Below are 15,254 nucleotides of genomic sequence, written 5' to 3'. Positions count from 1 at the left end.
AGTACCCCCATGACCGTGATGAAATCCGTCCTTGTTGCCGCCGCAGCCACCGTTGCCCTGAGCGCGCAAGCTCAATCCTTGCCGACCAACGGCACCCTGGTGGTCGTACCCGCGTTTGGCGAAGTCAAGCATGTCAATGACCAGGTGGTCGCTACCCTGGCCGTCGAAGAACAGGACAAGGACAAAGCCGCGGCCGCGTCGCGTGTCAACCAGAAGATGAACAAGGGTATCGCCATCGTCAAGCAGGCCGACCCGTCGGCAGCATTGAAATCGTACGGCTACTACACCTATCCCGTGTATCCGGAAGAGCGTCCGCTGCCGGCTGGCGCCGTTGCCAAGCCGCGTCTGCCAACGGCGTGGCGCGTCGGCCAGTATCTGGAAGTGACGACGGCCAATCTGGCGTCCCTGCCAAAAACCGTGTCGGCGGCGCAAGGCGTGCTGACCCTGAACGGTTTGAATTTCGGCCTGAAGCCGGAAACCGTCCGTTTGCTCGATGACCAGCGCATCGCCGCCACGTACAAAAACCTGAACGAGCGCGTGGCCGCCATCGCCAAGGCCATGGGCCGCAACGTCTCCGACGCCGTGCTCGATACGGTGGACTTCGAAGGTTCGGGCAACTACGCCACGGAAAGCCGTCCCGCCGCCGCACCGATGATGATGCGCAGCGCCAAGATGGCCGAAGACAGCACCGTTGCCGAACCGAGCTTCGAACCGGGCGAAACGACTCTCGACATGCGTGTCGTCGGCAAGGTGAAGTTCAAGTAAGCTGATTAGCGTGGAAATACTTCCGCGTTAGACTGTTTTAAAAATCATGGGGCTGTTGGCCCCATGGTCGTTTTTGCCCCCATATTTTTCAGGAGAACTCCATGATCGTCATGAAATCACTGCTGGCCGCAGCCGCCGCTACCGTTGCCCTGGGCGCTCACGCCCAGGCCTTGCCCACTTCCGGCACCCTCGTGGTCGTGCCCGCCAACGGCGAAGTGGTGCATGCGAACGACCAGGTGACCGTCACCCTGGCCGTCGAAGAGCAGGACAAGGACAAGGCCGCTGCCGCATCGCGCGTGAACCAGAAGATGAACCAGGGCGCGGCCATCGTCAAGAAAGCCGATCCGCAAGCCGTGCTGAAAACCCAGGGCTATTACACGTATGCCGTCTACCCGGAAACGGCACCGCTGCCACCGGGCGTGGCCGCCAAGCCCAGAGTGCCGACCGGCTGGCGAGTGGGCCAGTATCTGCAGGTAACGACGACCAACCTGGCCGCCTTGCCGAAGACCGTGTCCGCGGCGCAAGGCGTGCTGACCCTGAATCGCCTGAATTTCGGCCTGGCGCCCGCCACCATCCGCAAGCTCGACGACCAGCGCATCGCGGCCGCCTACAAGAACCTCAACGAGCGCGTGGCAGCCATCGCCGGCGCCATGGGCCGCAATGTCGGTGACGCCGTGATCGACACCATCGATTTCGAAGGCTCGGGCAATTATGCGCAGCGCGTCAACGTGGCCGGCGCGCGCAACATGAGCGCCGATGCGATGGCGTATGGCGGCAGCCAGGTGGCCGAACCGAGTTTTGAACCGGGCGAAACGACCCTGAACATGGGCCTGGTGGCCAAGGTCAAGTTCAAATAATGCTTGAATCGGCGTCAATATTGCCAGCTTGACGCCGCCACGCTTTTCTTTGGCGGTGGCTCCTCTATAATGACAATATCGGCGGGCGCATGCGGTGACAGTCATGCGCCCGCCATCTGGCACCGATTCCCGCAGTACACAAATATGGAACAACATGGCAAACTTCCCCCGTCGTAGAGGCAAGAACGGCACTCCCGCAGCATCCAAAGCGTCCCGCTTCAGCAAATTCGTGCGCCAGCCGGTGACCGATGGCACTGGCAAGAAAACCTTGCGCCGCCGCGGCATCTACCTGTTGCCGAACGCCTTCACGACGGCAGCCCTGTTTTGCGGCTTCTACGCCATCGTCATGGCCATGAACCAGAAATTTGAACACGCGGCCTGGGCCATCTTCATCGCCATGATCCTCGACGGCCTCGATGGCCGCATCGCCCGCCTGACGAATACGCAGAGCGAATTCGGCGCCCAGTACGACAGCTTGTCCGACATGGTCTCGTTCGGCGCCGCGCCGGCGCTGGTGATCTATGAATGGTCGCTGCGCGGCATGGGCAAGCTGGGCTGGCTGGCCGCCTTCGTCTACTGCGCCGGCGCCGCCCTGCGCCTGGCCCGCTTCAACACGAACATCGCCGTGGTCGACAAACGCTTCTTCCAGGGCTTGCCCAGCCCGGCGGCGGCGGCCATGGTGGCCGGCTTCATCCTGCTCATGAACGACCTGGAATTTGCCGGCAACCAGCTGGCCTGGGTGTCGTGGACGATCGCCCTGTTCTCCGGCCTGACCATGGTCACCAACGTGCCGTTCTACAGTTTCAAGGATGTGAATTTCCGCAAGTCCGTGCCCTTCATCGTGGTCTTCCTGCTGGCACTGTTCTTCGCGCTCATTTCCATCGACCCGCCGAAAGTGCTGTTCCCGATTTTCGTCGCCTATGGCCTGTCCGGCTACGCCGTGTTTTTCTGGCGCATGGCGAAGGGCAAGCCCGTCAGCATTATCCAGACCGACCCCGAGCATTGATGCGCTGAGTCGGTAGCGTCGCCAGTCTTCAGCCAGCCAGGAGCAGCCATGAACACCAGCAACCGACTCATCATTTTTGACACCACCTTGCGCGACGGCGAGCAATCGCCGGGCGCGTCCATGACGCGCGAGGAAAAGCTGCGCATCGCCAAGCAGCTCGAGCGCATGAAGGTCGACGTGATCGAAGCGGGCTTCGCCGCCGCATCGCAAGGCGACTTCGAGTCGATACGCGCGATTGCCGGGGCCGTGCGAGAATCCACCATCTGCTCGCTGTCGCGCGCCAACGACCGCGACATCGCCCGCGCCGCCGAAGCCCTGGCCCCGGCCGAGCGCAAGCGCATCCACACTTTCATCGCCACCTCGCCCCTGCACATGCAGATGAAGCTGCGCATGACGCCCGAAGAAGTCTTGCTGCAGGCGCAAAATGCCGTGCGCTTTGCGCGCCAGTTCACGGACGACATCGAATTCAGCCCCGAAGACGGCAGCCGCTCCGACGAGGATTTTTTGTGCCGCGTGCTCGAGGGCGTGATCGCCGAGGGCGCCACCACCATCAACTTCCCCGACACGGTCGGTTATGCCGTGCCCGAAATCTTCGGCAACACCATCAAGCGCTTGCGCGAACGCATACCGAATTCCGACAAGGCCATCTGGTCCGTGCATTGCCATAACGACCTGGGCCTGGCTGTGGCCAATTCGCTGGCCGGGGTCATGATAGGCGGCGCGCGGCAGATCGAATGCACGGTCAATGGCCTCGGCGAGCGGGCCGGCAACACGGCGCTGGAAGAAGTGGTGATGGCGCTGCGCACGCGCGCCGCCTATTACAACCTGACGGTGGGCATTGACACGACGCAGATCGTGGCGGCGTCGAAAATGGTGTCGCAGATCACGGGCTTTGCCGTGCAGCCGAACAAGGCCGTCGTCGGCGCGAACGCCTTTGCGCACGCGTCCGGCATCCACCAGGACGGCATTTTGAAGGCGCGCGAGACGTATGAAATCATGCGTGCCGAAGACGTGGGCTGGACCGCCAACAAGATCGTCCTGGGCAAACTGTCGGGGCGCAATGCCTTCAAGCAGCGGCTGCAGGAGCTGGGTATTTCTCTGGAGTCGGAAGTGGAAGTCAACGCGGCCTTCCTGCGCTTCAAGGAACTGGCCGACCGGAAATCCGAGATTTTCGACGAAGACATCATGGCCCTCGTCAGCGAAGAGCAGCAGGCGCAGGAGAGTGAGCACTACCGTTTTGTTGCGCTGACGCAGCAGTCGACGACGGGCGCCGTGCCGCATGCGCGCGTGGAGTTTCTCGTCGGCGGAGAGCAGCGCAGCTGCGAAGGGCAGGGCGACGGCCCCGTCGACGCCACCGTCAACGCCATCGAAAGCGCGGCCGCCAGCGGCGCGGAGCTGGTCTTGTTCTCCGTCAATGCCATCAGCACGGGCACGCAGTCGCAGGGCGAAGTGACGATGCGATTGTCGCGTGACGGTCGCATCGTCAACGGCGTAGGCGCCGATCCCGACATCATCGTCGCGTCGGCCAAGGCGTATCTGTCGGCGCTCAATAAACTGCATGCGAAAGATGAGCGTATCGACCCGCAGCCGTAGATGCGCCGTGCCCGCGGCGCCTCCTGCCCGTGCGCCGGCTTACTTGCGCACAGGCATGTCGCTGCGGTAGCGGATCGATGCCTGCGTGACGATGCCGTTGCAGTTGTCGTCATAATCAATGGCGGCGCGCGCCAGCTTGCCATCGCCATCAAGCGCGAAATCGAGTACGCGGACCGTGCCTGTATTCACGCCGAAGCAGCCCACCTTGGCCGTGCCCTGGGCGCCGCTGGTGTTGCCTGCGCCGTAAGTGAATGTCAGCCCCGGCTGCCAGGTGAGACCAGGAATGGCGAGCAGGAAGACGTTGATGCGCGTAGGGGACAGCAACTGCAAGGCGTTTGTATTGGCCACGTAGAGCGTGTTCGGTGCGAACTCGGTGCGGGCCGTGCTGTCGATCTCAAACTCGCCGTTGCCGGTGCGTGAACTGTAGGCCAAGGCTTGGGAAAGGTCGCTCAGCACGTCTATGCTGATCTGCCGGCTGTCCGTTTCGCCTGCGGCATTCGTTGCATCGAGCGCCATCACCGCGACACCCCTTGATGGCGTCGCGCTCGAGAGCGTGACGCGGGCGGCGTTGGGATTGTCCATCGTCAAGGCCGGCCCCGACACCTGCCGCCAGCGCGTGCCGCTGACGGGGGCTCCGTTGGCCGACGAAGCGCCGGCGTCCAGCGTCAGCGTTCCCGCTGGGCCCAGCAACAAGGGCGCCATGCCGCCGGTGCCGATGGCGGCGTGTATGCTTTGGACCACGTTCACGGTCACCCTTGGGGTGAACAAGGCATTGCCGGCCGTATCGCGCACGAGTGCATTCGTCTTCGCGTTGAGGCTCACCTCATAGATGGCGCCTGCCTTGAGTTGGCTCAATGGCGTGACGGTAATGATGGCGCCGTTGTAGCTGATTTTCGCTTCTATGGTGCCAGCATCGGCGCTTTTCCCTTGAAAAAGGGCGTCGGTCACAGAGGTGGTGTCGAGCGGCCGGGAATAAGCCCACGACAAGCTCCCGCTCGGTGTCATGGCGCTGACGTCCGGCGACACCAGCAGCTTGAAATCGGTAGCCAGGACAGGTTTGATTTCGTAATAGTCCAGATTGGCTTTATTGCCTGGAAGCCAGTTGCCGCTGCTCCAGAGAAGTCCCACATCCAGGCTATCCTGCGCGCGGATCACCGTGTCGCCAAGCAGTGAATCCAACTGATTGCGATTGTTTGCATTGACGCGCAGGCTGGCCCTGCTGTTGTTTGCGCCGCTCAGCAGCAGTTCGCCCGCATCGGGATAGCTGTCGAACCACGAGCTCAGTGGAGCGCGCGTAGTGACATCGAGGCTGCCTCCCAGAAGGTTGCTTGCCAGGTGGAGGCGGATGCTGGTGGCCGTGCGCGCGGTATCGAGCCGCAATTCATGCTGCACATCGAGCCCTGTAATGGTGTCTTTCTTGCTGGTGGTGGCATCGGAAAATGCCATGACGAACGGCTGCGTGTCGGAGTAAACATGCAGCAGCCTGGAGAGGACTCCACTGGTGTAGTCGAAGCGTACGCTGCCAATGATATCCTGGCGTGGCGTTTCCGTACGGTCGCCGAAACCTGGCATGAAGCTGATGACGCCGGCCATTTGCTGCTGTGCCACCGGTGCCGTGAAGGCGATGTTCATGGTGCCGTCGAGCACGCCGTCGAGTTCCTTGACGCGGCAGTTTGCATACGTCACGCTCAGCTTGTCGCCAGCGCTGACGCGGCCATTGCCGTCCGCATCAATGAAGGTGGCACTCTGACTGCCGCCGTTGCCGCAGGTCCGGGAGGCGGTAGTGCTGGTATTGATGCGTGTTGTCCAGTCGACCGCCATTTGCGCCACGGCCAATGGCGTGGCGCCGTAGGCCAGTGCAAGTGTGGGTGCCGAGTCGGCATTGATTGCGGTCAGCAAAAGCGGCGTATCCGCGCTGCTTGTCGGTGGTGGTGTCACGGGTGGCGTGACGGGTGCGGTGTTGCTGCCACTGCCGCCGCCACCGCCGCATGCGCTCAGCATGGAGGTCAATACCAGGATTGCGGGGATGGCGGGGCAAGAGAAACGACTGAACCGATGGACTTTGTGCGGGTGTTGGGGCATCTGCTTCCTTGCTGGTGGTGGGCGAGCGGCCAAGCATGTCAGTTTGGCCATTTTTTCGCCTGACTTTACAGGCTAATGCCGTGCAAAAACTCACACATTGTCACGAGCACACAAGTGATGCCCCTTTGTTACCAGAAGAAGCGCCGCTCCTCCTTGTCCGGATCGGGCCCGTTCATCATCATGCGCACGATGCCGTCGTGGTCGAAGTGCACGTGCATCATGGAGTCCCACACGCCCGATTCCTTGTAGCGGTAGGACCAGACGTGCAGTTTCGGCAGCGGCAGATACGATGTTTCCGTCGGGCGGCCCAGGGTGTGCAGCACGTCTTGCTGGGTCGACACGCCCACCTTGATGCGGGCAAAGCCTGGCGTGTCGAGCACTTGCTCGTAGGAAATCAACCTGTCGTCGGGGCCGAAACGGGCCATGTAGGTGTACTGGCCGTACGGTCCCGTCGCGTATTCGAGTTCCGCTCCCGTGGGAAGCTGGTAGATATTCGTCGGACGGCCCAGGCGCGCTTCCACGGCGGCGCGCGGTTCGCCCGGCTGGGGCGGCGGGGCGTTCCAGCTGGCGCAGCCGGCCAGCGCGGCAAACAGCAGCGGTGTTGCTGATTTGAGCAATTTTTTCATGCTTGACCTCCTGAAATGCAGGAAAACCCTATCATGCGCCGAGAAAAGCGCGCACGGCAGGATACAGGCGGGCATTTTTCCGATATACTTGCGCGTCTGGTTGGAAGCATAGGCCAGTATTTTAATAATCGTAGTTCACGGTGGATAGGGTTCAGACTCTGTGCACCGCATGTGAAAGGTTTATCATGACAGTAGAAAACATCAACAAAGCCGCTATCATCGCGGACAACGCACGTGGTCAAAACGACACCGGCTCCCCTGAAGTGCAAGTTGCACTGCTGACAGCTCGCATCAACGAACTGAACGGCCACTTCAAAGCCCACTCGAAAGATCACCACTCCCGCCGCGGCCTGATCATGATGGTCAACCGTCGTAAGAGCCTGTTGTCCTACCTGAAGGCTAAAGACGCTACCCGTTATCGCGACCTGATCGCTAAACTTGGTCTGCGCAAGTAATTTTTGCCGTACAAGGTTTATACAGAAATGCCTGCGCCAGTTCGCTGACGCGGGCATTTTGTCATTTGAATTCCGGATTTTTGTCGAGAAGTACAGTATTCTCTACCGATATCATGTTTTAAAAGTAAAGTAGTAAAGGCGGCAACAGTGTTTCCGCCGCCTGTGGTGAGGTGAACGACAGCCCCTGAAAATCTGTCGGCAATTAGAAAAGGGATACCCCATGTTTAACAAAGTTACGAAAACCTTCCAGTACGGTCAACATCAAGTGACCCTGGAAACCGGCGAAATCGCACGTCAGGCATCCGGCGCAGTGCTGGTGTCGATCGAAGATACCGTCGTTCTGGCAACGGTGGTGGCACGCAAAGATGCCAAGCCAGGCCAGGATTTCTTCCCTTTGACGGTTGATTATGTCGAGAAAACCTATGCTGCCGGTAAAATCCCGGGCGGTTTTTTCAAGCGCGAAGGCCGTCCTTCCGAAAAAGAAACACTGACCTCCCGTCTGATCGACCGTCCTATCCGTCCGCTGTTCCCGGAAGGCTACCTGAATGAAGTGCAAGTCATCATTCACGTGCTGTCGGTCAACCCTGAAATCGATCCGGACATCGCCGCCATGATCGGCGCATCGGCCGCCCTGTGCGTATCGGGCGTGCCTTTCAACGGTCCTATCGGCGCCGCGCGCGTCGGTTACGCCAATGGCCAGTACATCCTGAACCCGACCGTCCAGCAACTGAAAACGTCGGAAATGGACCTGGTTGTCGCCGGTACCGAAACGGCCGTGCTGATGGTCGAATCGGAAGCGAAACAGCTGTCCGAAGAAATCATGCTGGGCGCCGTGGTCTTCGGCCACGACCAGATGAAAGTCGTCATCGACGCGATTCACGACCTGGTGCGTGACGGCGGCAAGCCGGAAGTCGAATGGGCGCCTGCGCCGAAAAACGAAGCACTGATCGCCCGCGTCGCGCATTTCGCCAACGCCAAGATCAATGACGCGTATCAAACCAAGGACAAGCAAGAGCGTACGGCCAAGCTGAAAGCGGCGACGTCGGAAGTGATCGCCGACCTGTCGGCTGAAGCGGCTGCCGCCGGCGGCGCGTCGATTGATAGCGCAGAAGTGAACAACATCCTGTTCGACATCGAAGCGAAAATCGTCCGTACGCAAATCCTGGACGGCGAGCCACGCATCGACGGCCGCGACACGCGCACCGTGCGTCCGATCTCGATCCGCACCAGCGTGCTGCCACGCACCCATGGTTCGGCCCTGTTCACGCGCGGCGAAACGCAGGCGCTGGTCGTGGCAACTTTGGGCACCGCCCGCGACAGCCAGAAGATCGATGCGCTGATGGGCGAGTTTACCGATTCGTTCATGCTGCATTACAACATGCCTCCGTTCGCCACCGGCGAAACGGGCCGCGTCGGTACGCCGAAACGCCGCGAAATCGGCCACGGCCGTCTGGCCAAGCGCGCGCTGATCGCCGCCCTGCCGGCAGCTGAAGAGTTCAGCTACTCGGTGCGCCTGGTATCGGAAATCACGGAATCGAACGGTTCCTCGTCGATGGCATCGGTGTGCGGCGGCTGCCTGGCACTGATGGACGCCGGCGTGCCGATGAAAGAACACGTGGCCGGTATCGCCATGGGCCTGATCAAGGAAGGCGGCAAGTTTGCCGTGCTGTCCGACATCCTGGGCGACGAAGATCACCTGGGCGACATGGACTTCAAGGTAGCCGGTACCCGCAACGGTATCACGGCACTGCAGATGGACATCAAGATCATGGGCATCACCAAGGAAATCATGCAAGTGGCACTGGCGCAAGCCAAGGAAGGCCGCGAGCACATCCTGGGCGAAATGCAAAAAGCCATGCCGCATGTCAAAACCGAACTGTCCGATTTCGCACCGCGTCTGATCACCATCAAGATCAACCCGGAAAAAATCCGTGACGTGATCGGCAAGGGCGGCGCCGTGATCCGCGCGCTGACCGAAGAGACGGGCACCCAGATCGACATCAGCGACGAAGGCGTGGTCACCATCGCTTCCGTCGACGCTGCCGCCGGCCAGGAAGCCAAGCGCCGCATCGAAGAACTGACCGCTTCCGTCGAAGTGGGCAAGACCTACGAAGGCACCGTGCTGAAACTGCTGGACTTCGGCGCCATCGTGCAAGTCATGCCAGGCAAGGACGGCTTGCTGCACATCTCGCAGATCGCCAACGAGCGCGTCAACGCCGTGGCCGACTACCTGAAAGAAGGCCAGCTGGTTCGCGTCAAGGTTCTGGAAACGGACGACCGCGGCCGTCTGAAACTGTCGATGAAAGCTGCCGAAGGCAACGAAGCGCCAGCCGCTTAATGTCCTTCAGATTTGCCTGACTGCGGCCTCGGCCGCATGATCAAAACCGCCAGCGCGCAAGCCCTGGCGGTTTTTTTTACGCCTTGTTTGCGCTGCGCGCAGCTGGACAACGCGCCCACGCCGGTGCCGCTGCCCATCGCCGCCGCGTCCGCGGCCATGCCGGCGCAAGACCTCGAAGCCTTGCCCTTGAAGAGCGAGGCGCCGCTGTATGATGTGTATCGGATCATGCCCAAGGGCACCGTCAACGTCTTTGTCAGCCAGGTGGCGCCGACGCAGGAGCTGGGCGGGCTGGTGCGGCGCAAGGGCGGGGCGGGCGATATCCCCGTCGGGCGCTATGTTAATGAAGGCAGTCTGCGCCGCTATGCCGAGCTGGAGCAGGCGTTTGCCCGTTTTCGCATCGAGGCGGCGGGCGGCGAATCGCCGGGCTTGCGCAAGTTGCGCGGCCAGACATGAACTATATGGTATCAATTGTTGTTTATGGGTAATCGACTGTTAGTATTGCTTGACGACAAAATCTTATTCCCCGACCATGGTGCATCCCTCCCGATTTTCTCTTTTTTTATTGGATGCACCATGTTGTCCTCCCTTAAGGCGCGGCTGATCGCCATCGCCGTTTCCATCGTCGTGCTGGCCATGCTGGCCGTCGCCATCGCCAATTTCTTTACTACGCGCTCCAGCACCCTGGCCGCGCTCGACACGCAGATGCTGCAGTTGTCGCACAGCCACGCGCAAGCCATCGCCGAATGGCTGCGTTCCAAGCAAGCCGTCGTGGGCTCGCTCAAGCAGGGCGCCACGGCGGCCGATCCGCTGCCGGCCCTGAAGGCGGCCGAGCAGGCCGGCACCTTCGACATGGCGTATATCGGCTTTGCCGACAAGCACGCCGTGTTTTCGCAGGAGCGCAAGCGCGCCGCCGACTACGATCCCACGGCGCGGCCCTGGTACAAGCTGGCGTCCGAGGTGGGCGGCCCCATCATCACGGCACCGTACATCGGCGCCAGCACGGGCAAGCTGGTGGTGACGTTTGCCGAGCCGCTGGGCGGCAAGGGCAGCGTGACGGGCGTGATGGCGGCCGACGTGATGATGGATGCGGTGGTGCAAAACGTCGCCTCGATCAAACCGACGGCATCGAGCTACGCCTTCCTCGTCGATGGCGGCGGCAAGATCATCGCCCACCCGGACGGCAAGCTGACCCTGAAACCGCTGGCCGAGCTGGATCCGGGCCTGAGCGCGCAGGCGCTGGCCGATATCGAAAAGAGCGGCGACGGCGCCGCCATACGCCTGGGCGACCGGAACGGCATCTTGCATGTGAGTAAAGTGCCGGGCAGCGACTGGCTGCTGGCGACCGTGCTCGACCGCGCGGAAGCGACGCAGGCATTGACCTCCATGCTGCGCGCCTCGGCCCTGACGGCCTTGCTGGTGCTGGCCCTGGCCGCCACGGTATTGAGCGTGCTGGTGGCGCGCGCCTTGCGCCGCCTGGGCCTGGTGCGCGATGCGATGGAAGCGATCGCCACGGGCGACGGCGACCTGACCAGCCGCCTCGACGCGGAAGGCGCGGACGAGCTGGCGCAGATCGCCAAGGCATTCAACTTGTTCGTCGAAAAGATCGCCACCGTGCTCGTGCAGATCCGCAGCATCAGCACCCTGGTGCGCAGCGAGTCGGCCGATATTGCCGCCGGCAATGCCGACCTGTCTTCGCGCACGGAAGCGCAGGCGGGCGCGCTGGAAGAGACGGCCAGTTCGATGGACGAGCTGACGTCGACCGTCAAGCAGAACGCGGAAAACGCGCACGCGGCCAACGAGCTGGCCGTGTCCGCCTCGGAAGTGGCGGCCAAGGGTGGCCGCGTGGTGCAGCAGGTGGTCGGCACCATGGCCGGCATCCAGGAAAGCTCGCGCAAGATCGTCGACATCATCGGCGTGATCGACGGCATCGCCTTCCAGACGAATATCCTGGCCTTGAATGCCGCCGTCGAGGCGGCGCGCGCGGGCGAGCAGGGCAGGGGCTTTGCCGTGGTGGCGTCCGAAGTGCGCAACCTGGCGCAGCGCTCCGCCGGTGCGGCCAAGGAAATCAAGGAATTGATCGGCGATTCGGTGGAGAAGGTCGATGCCGGGGGCCGTCTTGTCGATGAAGCGGGCCAGACCATGGATCAGGTGGTGGCGTCGGTACAGCAATTGACGACCATCATGAGCGAGATCACGGTGGCCAGCCGCGAACAGAGCGCCGGCATCGGCGAGATCAATACGGCCGTCACGCACATGGATACCATGACGCAGCAAAATGCGGCCCTCGTCGAGCAGGCGGCCGCCGCCGCGGAAAGCTTGCAGGAGCAAGCCGTGGATCTGGCGCAAGCCGTCGGCATGTTCCGCCTGGGCGATGCCGGTCCTGCCGCGGCGCCCGCGCCCGTGACGCGCCTCAAGGCGAAGCCAGCCGCTCCGGCTTCCGCCCCGCGCGCGCCGGCCCGCGCGCTGGCGCCAGTCAAACCCGTCAAGGCGGCCAAGTCCGGCGCCGACGAGTGGGAAGAGTTTTAAGAAGAAGCGCAGCGATCCGCACGTTCATCCGCGATTTTGTCAGGCCAGCCTGCCAAAATTGCAGTTCGTCGCAATCGGCGTGTCTGCCGGGTGCGGTATGGCTATAGTGACACCATACCGCAAGCCCACTGCCAGACACCCGAGGAGAACAACATGAACGTCGCTAAAAACATGGAAATCATCGCCGTTGCCGCCGCCATCCTGCTTGGCGCCAGCTGCTACGCCATTGCCCCGGCCGCCCCGGCCCTGCAAGTGGCCAGTTCCACGGCCACCCTGGCCGCGCCCGCGAACAAGGCCGCCATGCAAGTGGTGGTCGTCAAGGCCAAGCGCCTGAACGCTGCCGAAAAAGCCCGTTTTGCCTGATCGATTGTCAGCCTGATTGTCAGCCGTTTTCGACGCTGCTACAGTGGTGGTCAATGGCAATGCGCGCAAGCCCCACGAGGGCGCCGCGACACATAAAAACAAGATACCGAGGATGCACTACATGAAAAGAATACTGCAACTGGCGCTGCTGTTCCTGGCGACGTTGGGCCTGGTGCGCGGCGTCGCCGCCGAGACCCGCTTGCTGGAAATGCGCAACGTCGACGCCCGCGTGGTGCGCGTCAAGCTCGATGGCGTGATGGAAGTACGCATTCGCCAGGGCAGCGTGCCGTCGCTGAGCATCACGGCCGACAAGCGCTACATCGCCGATGTCACTACGGCGCAAAGCGGCGACACCCTGCACATCGAAACGGAAGTGCGCGGCTTCAAGCTCGGTCCTTCGTCGATCCGCGCGGAACTGGTGCTGCCGAATCTGCGTGAAGTGAGCTCGGAAGGCTACGGCAGCACGGACGTCACGGGATTCACGGGCGAGGAACTGACCTTGTCGCTGGAAGGGGCGGGCAGCATCAAGGTGGTCGGCGATTACCGCAAGCTTAATGCCAGCCTGGGCGGCGTGGGCAGCATGCAGCTGTGGATCGGCAATAACGACCGGGCCGAGCTGGACTTGCAGGGCGCGGGCTCGGTGGTGCTGGGCGGCCGCGGGCGCATCCTGAAAGCCAGCCTGGGTGGCCTGGGCAGCTTGAATGCGAAGCAATTCGAGGCCGATGCCGTCAACCTGGAATTGAGCGGCCTTGGCAATGCCTTGGTGAATGCCCATACGAATGCCAAGCTGAACCTGAGTGGACTCGGTTCGGTGGTGGTGTACGGCAAGCCGGCTAACCGCGACGTCAGCGTCGAGGGTCTGGGCAAAGTCAGCTGGAAGTAAACGCATCCTGCCGCAGGCCATATTGGCAAAACAAGAATAAGTAGTCAGACCACATCCCATTCCGATGAAAAAACTGATCATTACATTACTCATGCTGTTGGCGATACAGCTACCCGCGCGGGCTGGCTTCGTCGAAGGCGCCAGTGCCTACAACAACAAGAATTACGCGCTGGCCTACAAGGAAATCCTGCCACTGGCCAAGACCGGCAACGCCGATGCCCAGCATTTGCTGGGCTTGATGTATTACATGGGCCGCGGCTTGCCGCAGGATTACAAGCAGGCCATGTTCTGGCACCGCAAGGCGGCCGACCAGGGCAAGGCCGACGCCCAGTACGTCGTGGGCGCCATGTATTACACGGGCAACGCCGTGCTGCAGGACCACAAGCAGGCCGTGGCCTGGTTCCGCAAGGCGGCCGAGCAGAACCACGCCGAGGCGCAGCAGGTGCTGGGCCTGATGTACCGCTATCACATGGGCGGCGTGCAGCAGGATAACGTCATCGCCTACATGCTGTGGAACCTGGCGGCGGCGAACGGCAACACGAATGCGGCCGACCAGCGCGCCGCCGTCGTGCGCAAGATGACGCACGAACAAGTCGAGGAAGGGCAGGCCCTGTCGGCGAAATGGAAGCCCGGCACGCCGTTGCCGCGCCAGTCGAAGACGGGCGGCGGCTAAGGGAGGAAGCGGCGGTCTGCAAGGGCTGGCGGCATGGCGTACAATCGCCGTTTTCCCTTGAAAGAGTCCCGCCATGCGTGCAGTTGCCATCAGTCAGCCAGGTCCCGCCGACGTCTTGCGGATCGTCGAGTGTCCCGTTCCCGCCTTCAAGGCCGGTGAACTGCTGATCAAGGTGCACGCGGCCGGCATCAACCGTCCCGACGTGCTGCAGCGCCTGGGCAAGTACGCGCCGCCAGCCGGCGCATCCGACTTGCCGGGCCTGGAAGTGGCGGGCGAAGTCGTCGATGGCGATTTCAGCAATACCGCATTCAAAAAGGGCGACCTCGTCTGCGCGCTGGTGCAGGGCGGCGGCTATGCCGAATACTGCGCCGCGCCTGCCGGCCAGTGCCTGCCCTTGCCGAAGGGCTTGACGGCGCTGGAAGGCGCATCCCTGCCGGAAAACTTCTTTACCGTCTGGAGCAATGTCTTCGACCGCTGCGCGCTGGCCGATGGCGAAACGTTATTGGTGCAGGGCGGCACGTCCGGCATCGGCGTGACGGCCATTCAACTGGCGACAGCGCTGGGCCACCGCGTGTTCGCCACGGCGGGCAGCGACGAGAAGGCGCGCGCCTGCGAGGCGCTGGGCGCCGAACGGGGCATCAATTACCGCACGGAAGATTTCGTCGCCGTCGTCAAGGAATTGACCGGTGGCAAGGGCGTCGACGTCATCCTCGACATGGTGGGCGGCGACTACCTGCCGCGCGAGATCAGCTGCCTGGCCGACGACGGCCGCATCGGCCTGATCGCCGTGCAGGGCGGCACCAGGGCGGAGCTGGACCTGGGCACCTTGCTGCGCCGCCGTTTGACGGTGACGGGTTCCACCCTGCGTCCCCGTTCCGTGGCCTTCAAGGCGGCCATCGCGAACCATTTGCGCACGACCGTCTGGCCGCTGATCGAGGCGGGCAAGATCACGCCCGTGATCTATCAAACTTTCCCGTTGGAGAAAGCCAACGAAGCGCATGCCCTGATGGAAGCGAGCACGCACGTGGGCAAGATCATGTTGCAAGTTGCTTGAAACGGGGCACTGCCTGTTTGACCGGCATCGGTG

The 15,254-nt window shown here is 62.3% G+C and carries 14 protein-coding genes; 12 read left to right on the top strand and 2 right to left on the bottom strand.

The features are described 5' to 3' along the window. Window positions 1-9 precede the first annotated feature (9 nt). From BLU39_RS03980 to BLU39_RS03965, 4 genes are all read left to right on the top strand, one after another. The gene (locus BLU39_RS03980) at window positions 10-765 is read left to right on the top strand and encodes an SIMPL domain-containing protein (RefSeq protein WP_092710114.1); all 756 of its coding nucleotides are present in this window, start codon (window positions 10-12) and stop codon (window positions 763-765) included. 101 nt (window positions 766-866) lie between these two features. After that, the gene (locus BLU39_RS03975; protein ID WP_092710111.1) at window positions 867-1,622 is read left to right on the top strand and encodes an SIMPL domain-containing protein; all 756 of its coding nucleotides are present in this window, start codon (window positions 867-869) and stop codon (window positions 1,620-1,622) included. Window positions 1,623-1,776: 154 nt separating this feature from the next. Further along, complete coding sequence (gene pssA / locus BLU39_RS03970; RefSeq protein ID WP_086136413.1) at window positions 1,777-2,628, top strand: CDP-diacylglycerol--serine O-phosphatidyltransferase; 852 nt, start codon at window positions 1,777-1,779, stop codon at window positions 2,626-2,628. 48 nt (window positions 2,629-2,676) lie between these two features. Then, the gene (locus BLU39_RS03965) at window positions 2,677-4,221 is read left to right on the top strand and encodes a 2-isopropylmalate synthase (RefSeq protein ID WP_092710108.1); all 1,545 of its coding nucleotides are present in this window, start codon (window positions 2,677-2,679) and stop codon (window positions 4,219-4,221) included. 39 nt (window positions 4,222-4,260) lie between these two features. Here BLU39_RS03965 and BLU39_RS03960 read toward each other — a convergent pair whose 3' ends face one another. After that, on the bottom strand, window positions 4,261-6,303 hold the full coding sequence (locus BLU39_RS03960) for an Ig-like domain-containing domain (protein WP_139178153.1): 2,043 nt from the start codon (window positions 6,301-6,303) through the stop codon (window positions 4,261-4,263). Window positions 6,304-6,431: 128 nt separating this feature from the next. Then, window positions 6,432-6,929 carry an outer membrane protein assembly factor BamE domain-containing protein gene (gene bamE / locus BLU39_RS03955; protein ID WP_092710100.1) on the bottom strand — a complete coding sequence of 166 codons (498 nt, stop codon included), beginning with the start codon at window positions 6,927-6,929 and terminating at the stop codon, window positions 6,432-6,434. A 185-nt stretch (window positions 6,930-7,114) separates the two neighbouring features. On the opposite strand from bamE, the gene rpsO reads away from it, so the two are divergent. The 8 genes from rpsO to BLU39_RS03915 all read left to right on the top strand — a co-directional run bounded on the left by rpsO (window position 7,115) and on the right by BLU39_RS03915 (window position 15,221). Beyond that, on the top strand, window positions 7,115-7,384 hold the full coding sequence (rpsO, locus tag BLU39_RS03950; RefSeq protein ID WP_010399743.1) for a 30S ribosomal protein S15: 270 nt from the start codon (window positions 7,115-7,117) through the stop codon (window positions 7,382-7,384). 220 nt (window positions 7,385-7,604) lie between these two features. Beyond that, window positions 7,605-9,722 (top strand): polyribonucleotide nucleotidyltransferase, encoded by a 2,118-nt coding sequence (gene pnp, locus BLU39_RS03945; protein WP_010399742.1) that lies wholly within the window; start codon window positions 7,605-7,607, stop codon window positions 9,720-9,722. 36 nt (window positions 9,723-9,758) lie between these two features. Further along, window positions 9,759-10,175: a hypothetical protein gene (locus tag BLU39_RS03940; protein WP_139178151.1), complete on the top strand. Its 417-nt coding sequence runs from the start codon at window positions 9,759-9,761 to the stop codon at window positions 10,173-10,175. A gap of 120 nt (window positions 10,176-10,295) precedes the next feature. Continuing rightward, a complete protein-coding gene (locus BLU39_RS03935; protein WP_175539210.1) occupies window positions 10,296-12,248 on the top strand; it encodes a methyl-accepting chemotaxis protein in 1,953 nt (650 codons plus the stop codon). A gap of 153 nt (window positions 12,249-12,401) precedes the next feature. Beyond that, complete coding sequence (locus BLU39_RS03930; RefSeq protein ID WP_092710094.1) at window positions 12,402-12,611, top strand: hypothetical protein; 210 nt, start codon at window positions 12,402-12,404, stop codon at window positions 12,609-12,611. Window positions 12,612-12,732: 121 nt separating this feature from the next. Beyond that, complete coding sequence (locus tag BLU39_RS03925; RefSeq protein WP_092710091.1) at window positions 12,733-13,494, top strand: GIN domain-containing protein; 762 nt, start codon at window positions 12,733-12,735, stop codon at window positions 13,492-13,494. A gap of 64 nt (window positions 13,495-13,558) precedes the next feature. Beyond that, complete coding sequence (locus tag BLU39_RS03920) at window positions 13,559-14,167, top strand: tetratricopeptide repeat protein (RefSeq protein WP_092710088.1); 609 nt, start codon at window positions 13,559-13,561, stop codon at window positions 14,165-14,167. 73 nt (window positions 14,168-14,240) lie between these two features. Next, window positions 14,241-15,221, top strand: coding sequence for an NAD(P)H-quinone oxidoreductase (locus BLU39_RS03915; protein ID WP_092710085.1), 981 nt, complete (start codon window positions 14,241-14,243; stop codon window positions 15,219-15,221). The last annotated feature ends 33 nt before the right edge of the window (window positions 15,222-15,254 follow it).

Origin of the sequence: Janthinobacterium sp. OK676, assembly GCF_900103595.1 — a bacterium.
Taxonomy (GTDB): domain Bacteria; phylum Pseudomonadota; class Gammaproteobacteria; order Burkholderiales; family Burkholderiaceae_D; genus Janthinobacterium.
This window is presented reverse-complemented; position numbering and strand designations above follow the sequence as displayed.

What these genes read in the sequence shown, in the direction of transcription:
- BLU39_RS03980 (WP_092710114.1), top strand. Translation starts at nt 10, where the DNA reads ATGACCGTGATGAAATCCGTCCTTGTTGCCGCCGCAGCCACCGTTGCC.
- BLU39_RS03975 (WP_092710111.1), top strand. Translation starts at nt 867, where the DNA reads ATGATCGTCATGAAATCACTGCTGGCCGCAGCCGCCGCTACCGTTGCC.
- pssA (WP_086136413.1), top strand. Translation starts at nt 1,777, where the DNA reads ATGGCAAACTTCCCCCGTCGTAGAGGCAAGAACGGCACTCCCGCAGCA.
- BLU39_RS03965 (WP_092710108.1), top strand. Translation starts at nt 2,677, where the DNA reads ATGAACACCAGCAACCGACTCATCATTTTTGACACCACCTTGCGCGAC.
- BLU39_RS03960 (WP_139178153.1), bottom strand. Translation starts at nt 6,303, where the DNA reads ATGCCCCAACACCCGCACAAAGTCCATCGGTTCAGTCGTTTCTCTTGC.
- bamE (WP_092710100.1), bottom strand. Translation starts at nt 6,929, where the DNA reads ATGAAAAAATTGCTCAAATCAGCAACACCGCTGCTGTTTGCCGCGCTG.
- rpsO (WP_010399743.1), top strand. Translation starts at nt 7,115, where the DNA reads ATGACAGTAGAAAACATCAACAAAGCCGCTATCATCGCGGACAACGCA.
- pnp (WP_010399742.1), top strand. Translation starts at nt 7,605, where the DNA reads ATGTTTAACAAAGTTACGAAAACCTTCCAGTACGGTCAACATCAAGTG.
- BLU39_RS03940 (WP_139178151.1), top strand. Translation starts at nt 9,759, where the DNA reads ATGATCAAAACCGCCAGCGCGCAAGCCCTGGCGGTTTTTTTTACGCCT.
- BLU39_RS03935 (WP_175539210.1), top strand. Translation starts at nt 10,296, where the DNA reads ATGTTGTCCTCCCTTAAGGCGCGGCTGATCGCCATCGCCGTTTCCATC.
- BLU39_RS03930 (WP_092710094.1), top strand. Translation starts at nt 12,402, where the DNA reads ATGAACGTCGCTAAAAACATGGAAATCATCGCCGTTGCCGCCGCCATC.
- BLU39_RS03925 (WP_092710091.1), top strand. Translation starts at nt 12,733, where the DNA reads ATGAAAAGAATACTGCAACTGGCGCTGCTGTTCCTGGCGACGTTGGGC.
- BLU39_RS03920 (WP_092710088.1), top strand. Translation starts at nt 13,559, where the DNA reads ATGAAAAAACTGATCATTACATTACTCATGCTGTTGGCGATACAGCTA.
- BLU39_RS03915 (WP_092710085.1), top strand. Translation starts at nt 14,241, where the DNA reads ATGCGTGCAGTTGCCATCAGTCAGCCAGGTCCCGCCGACGTCTTGCGG.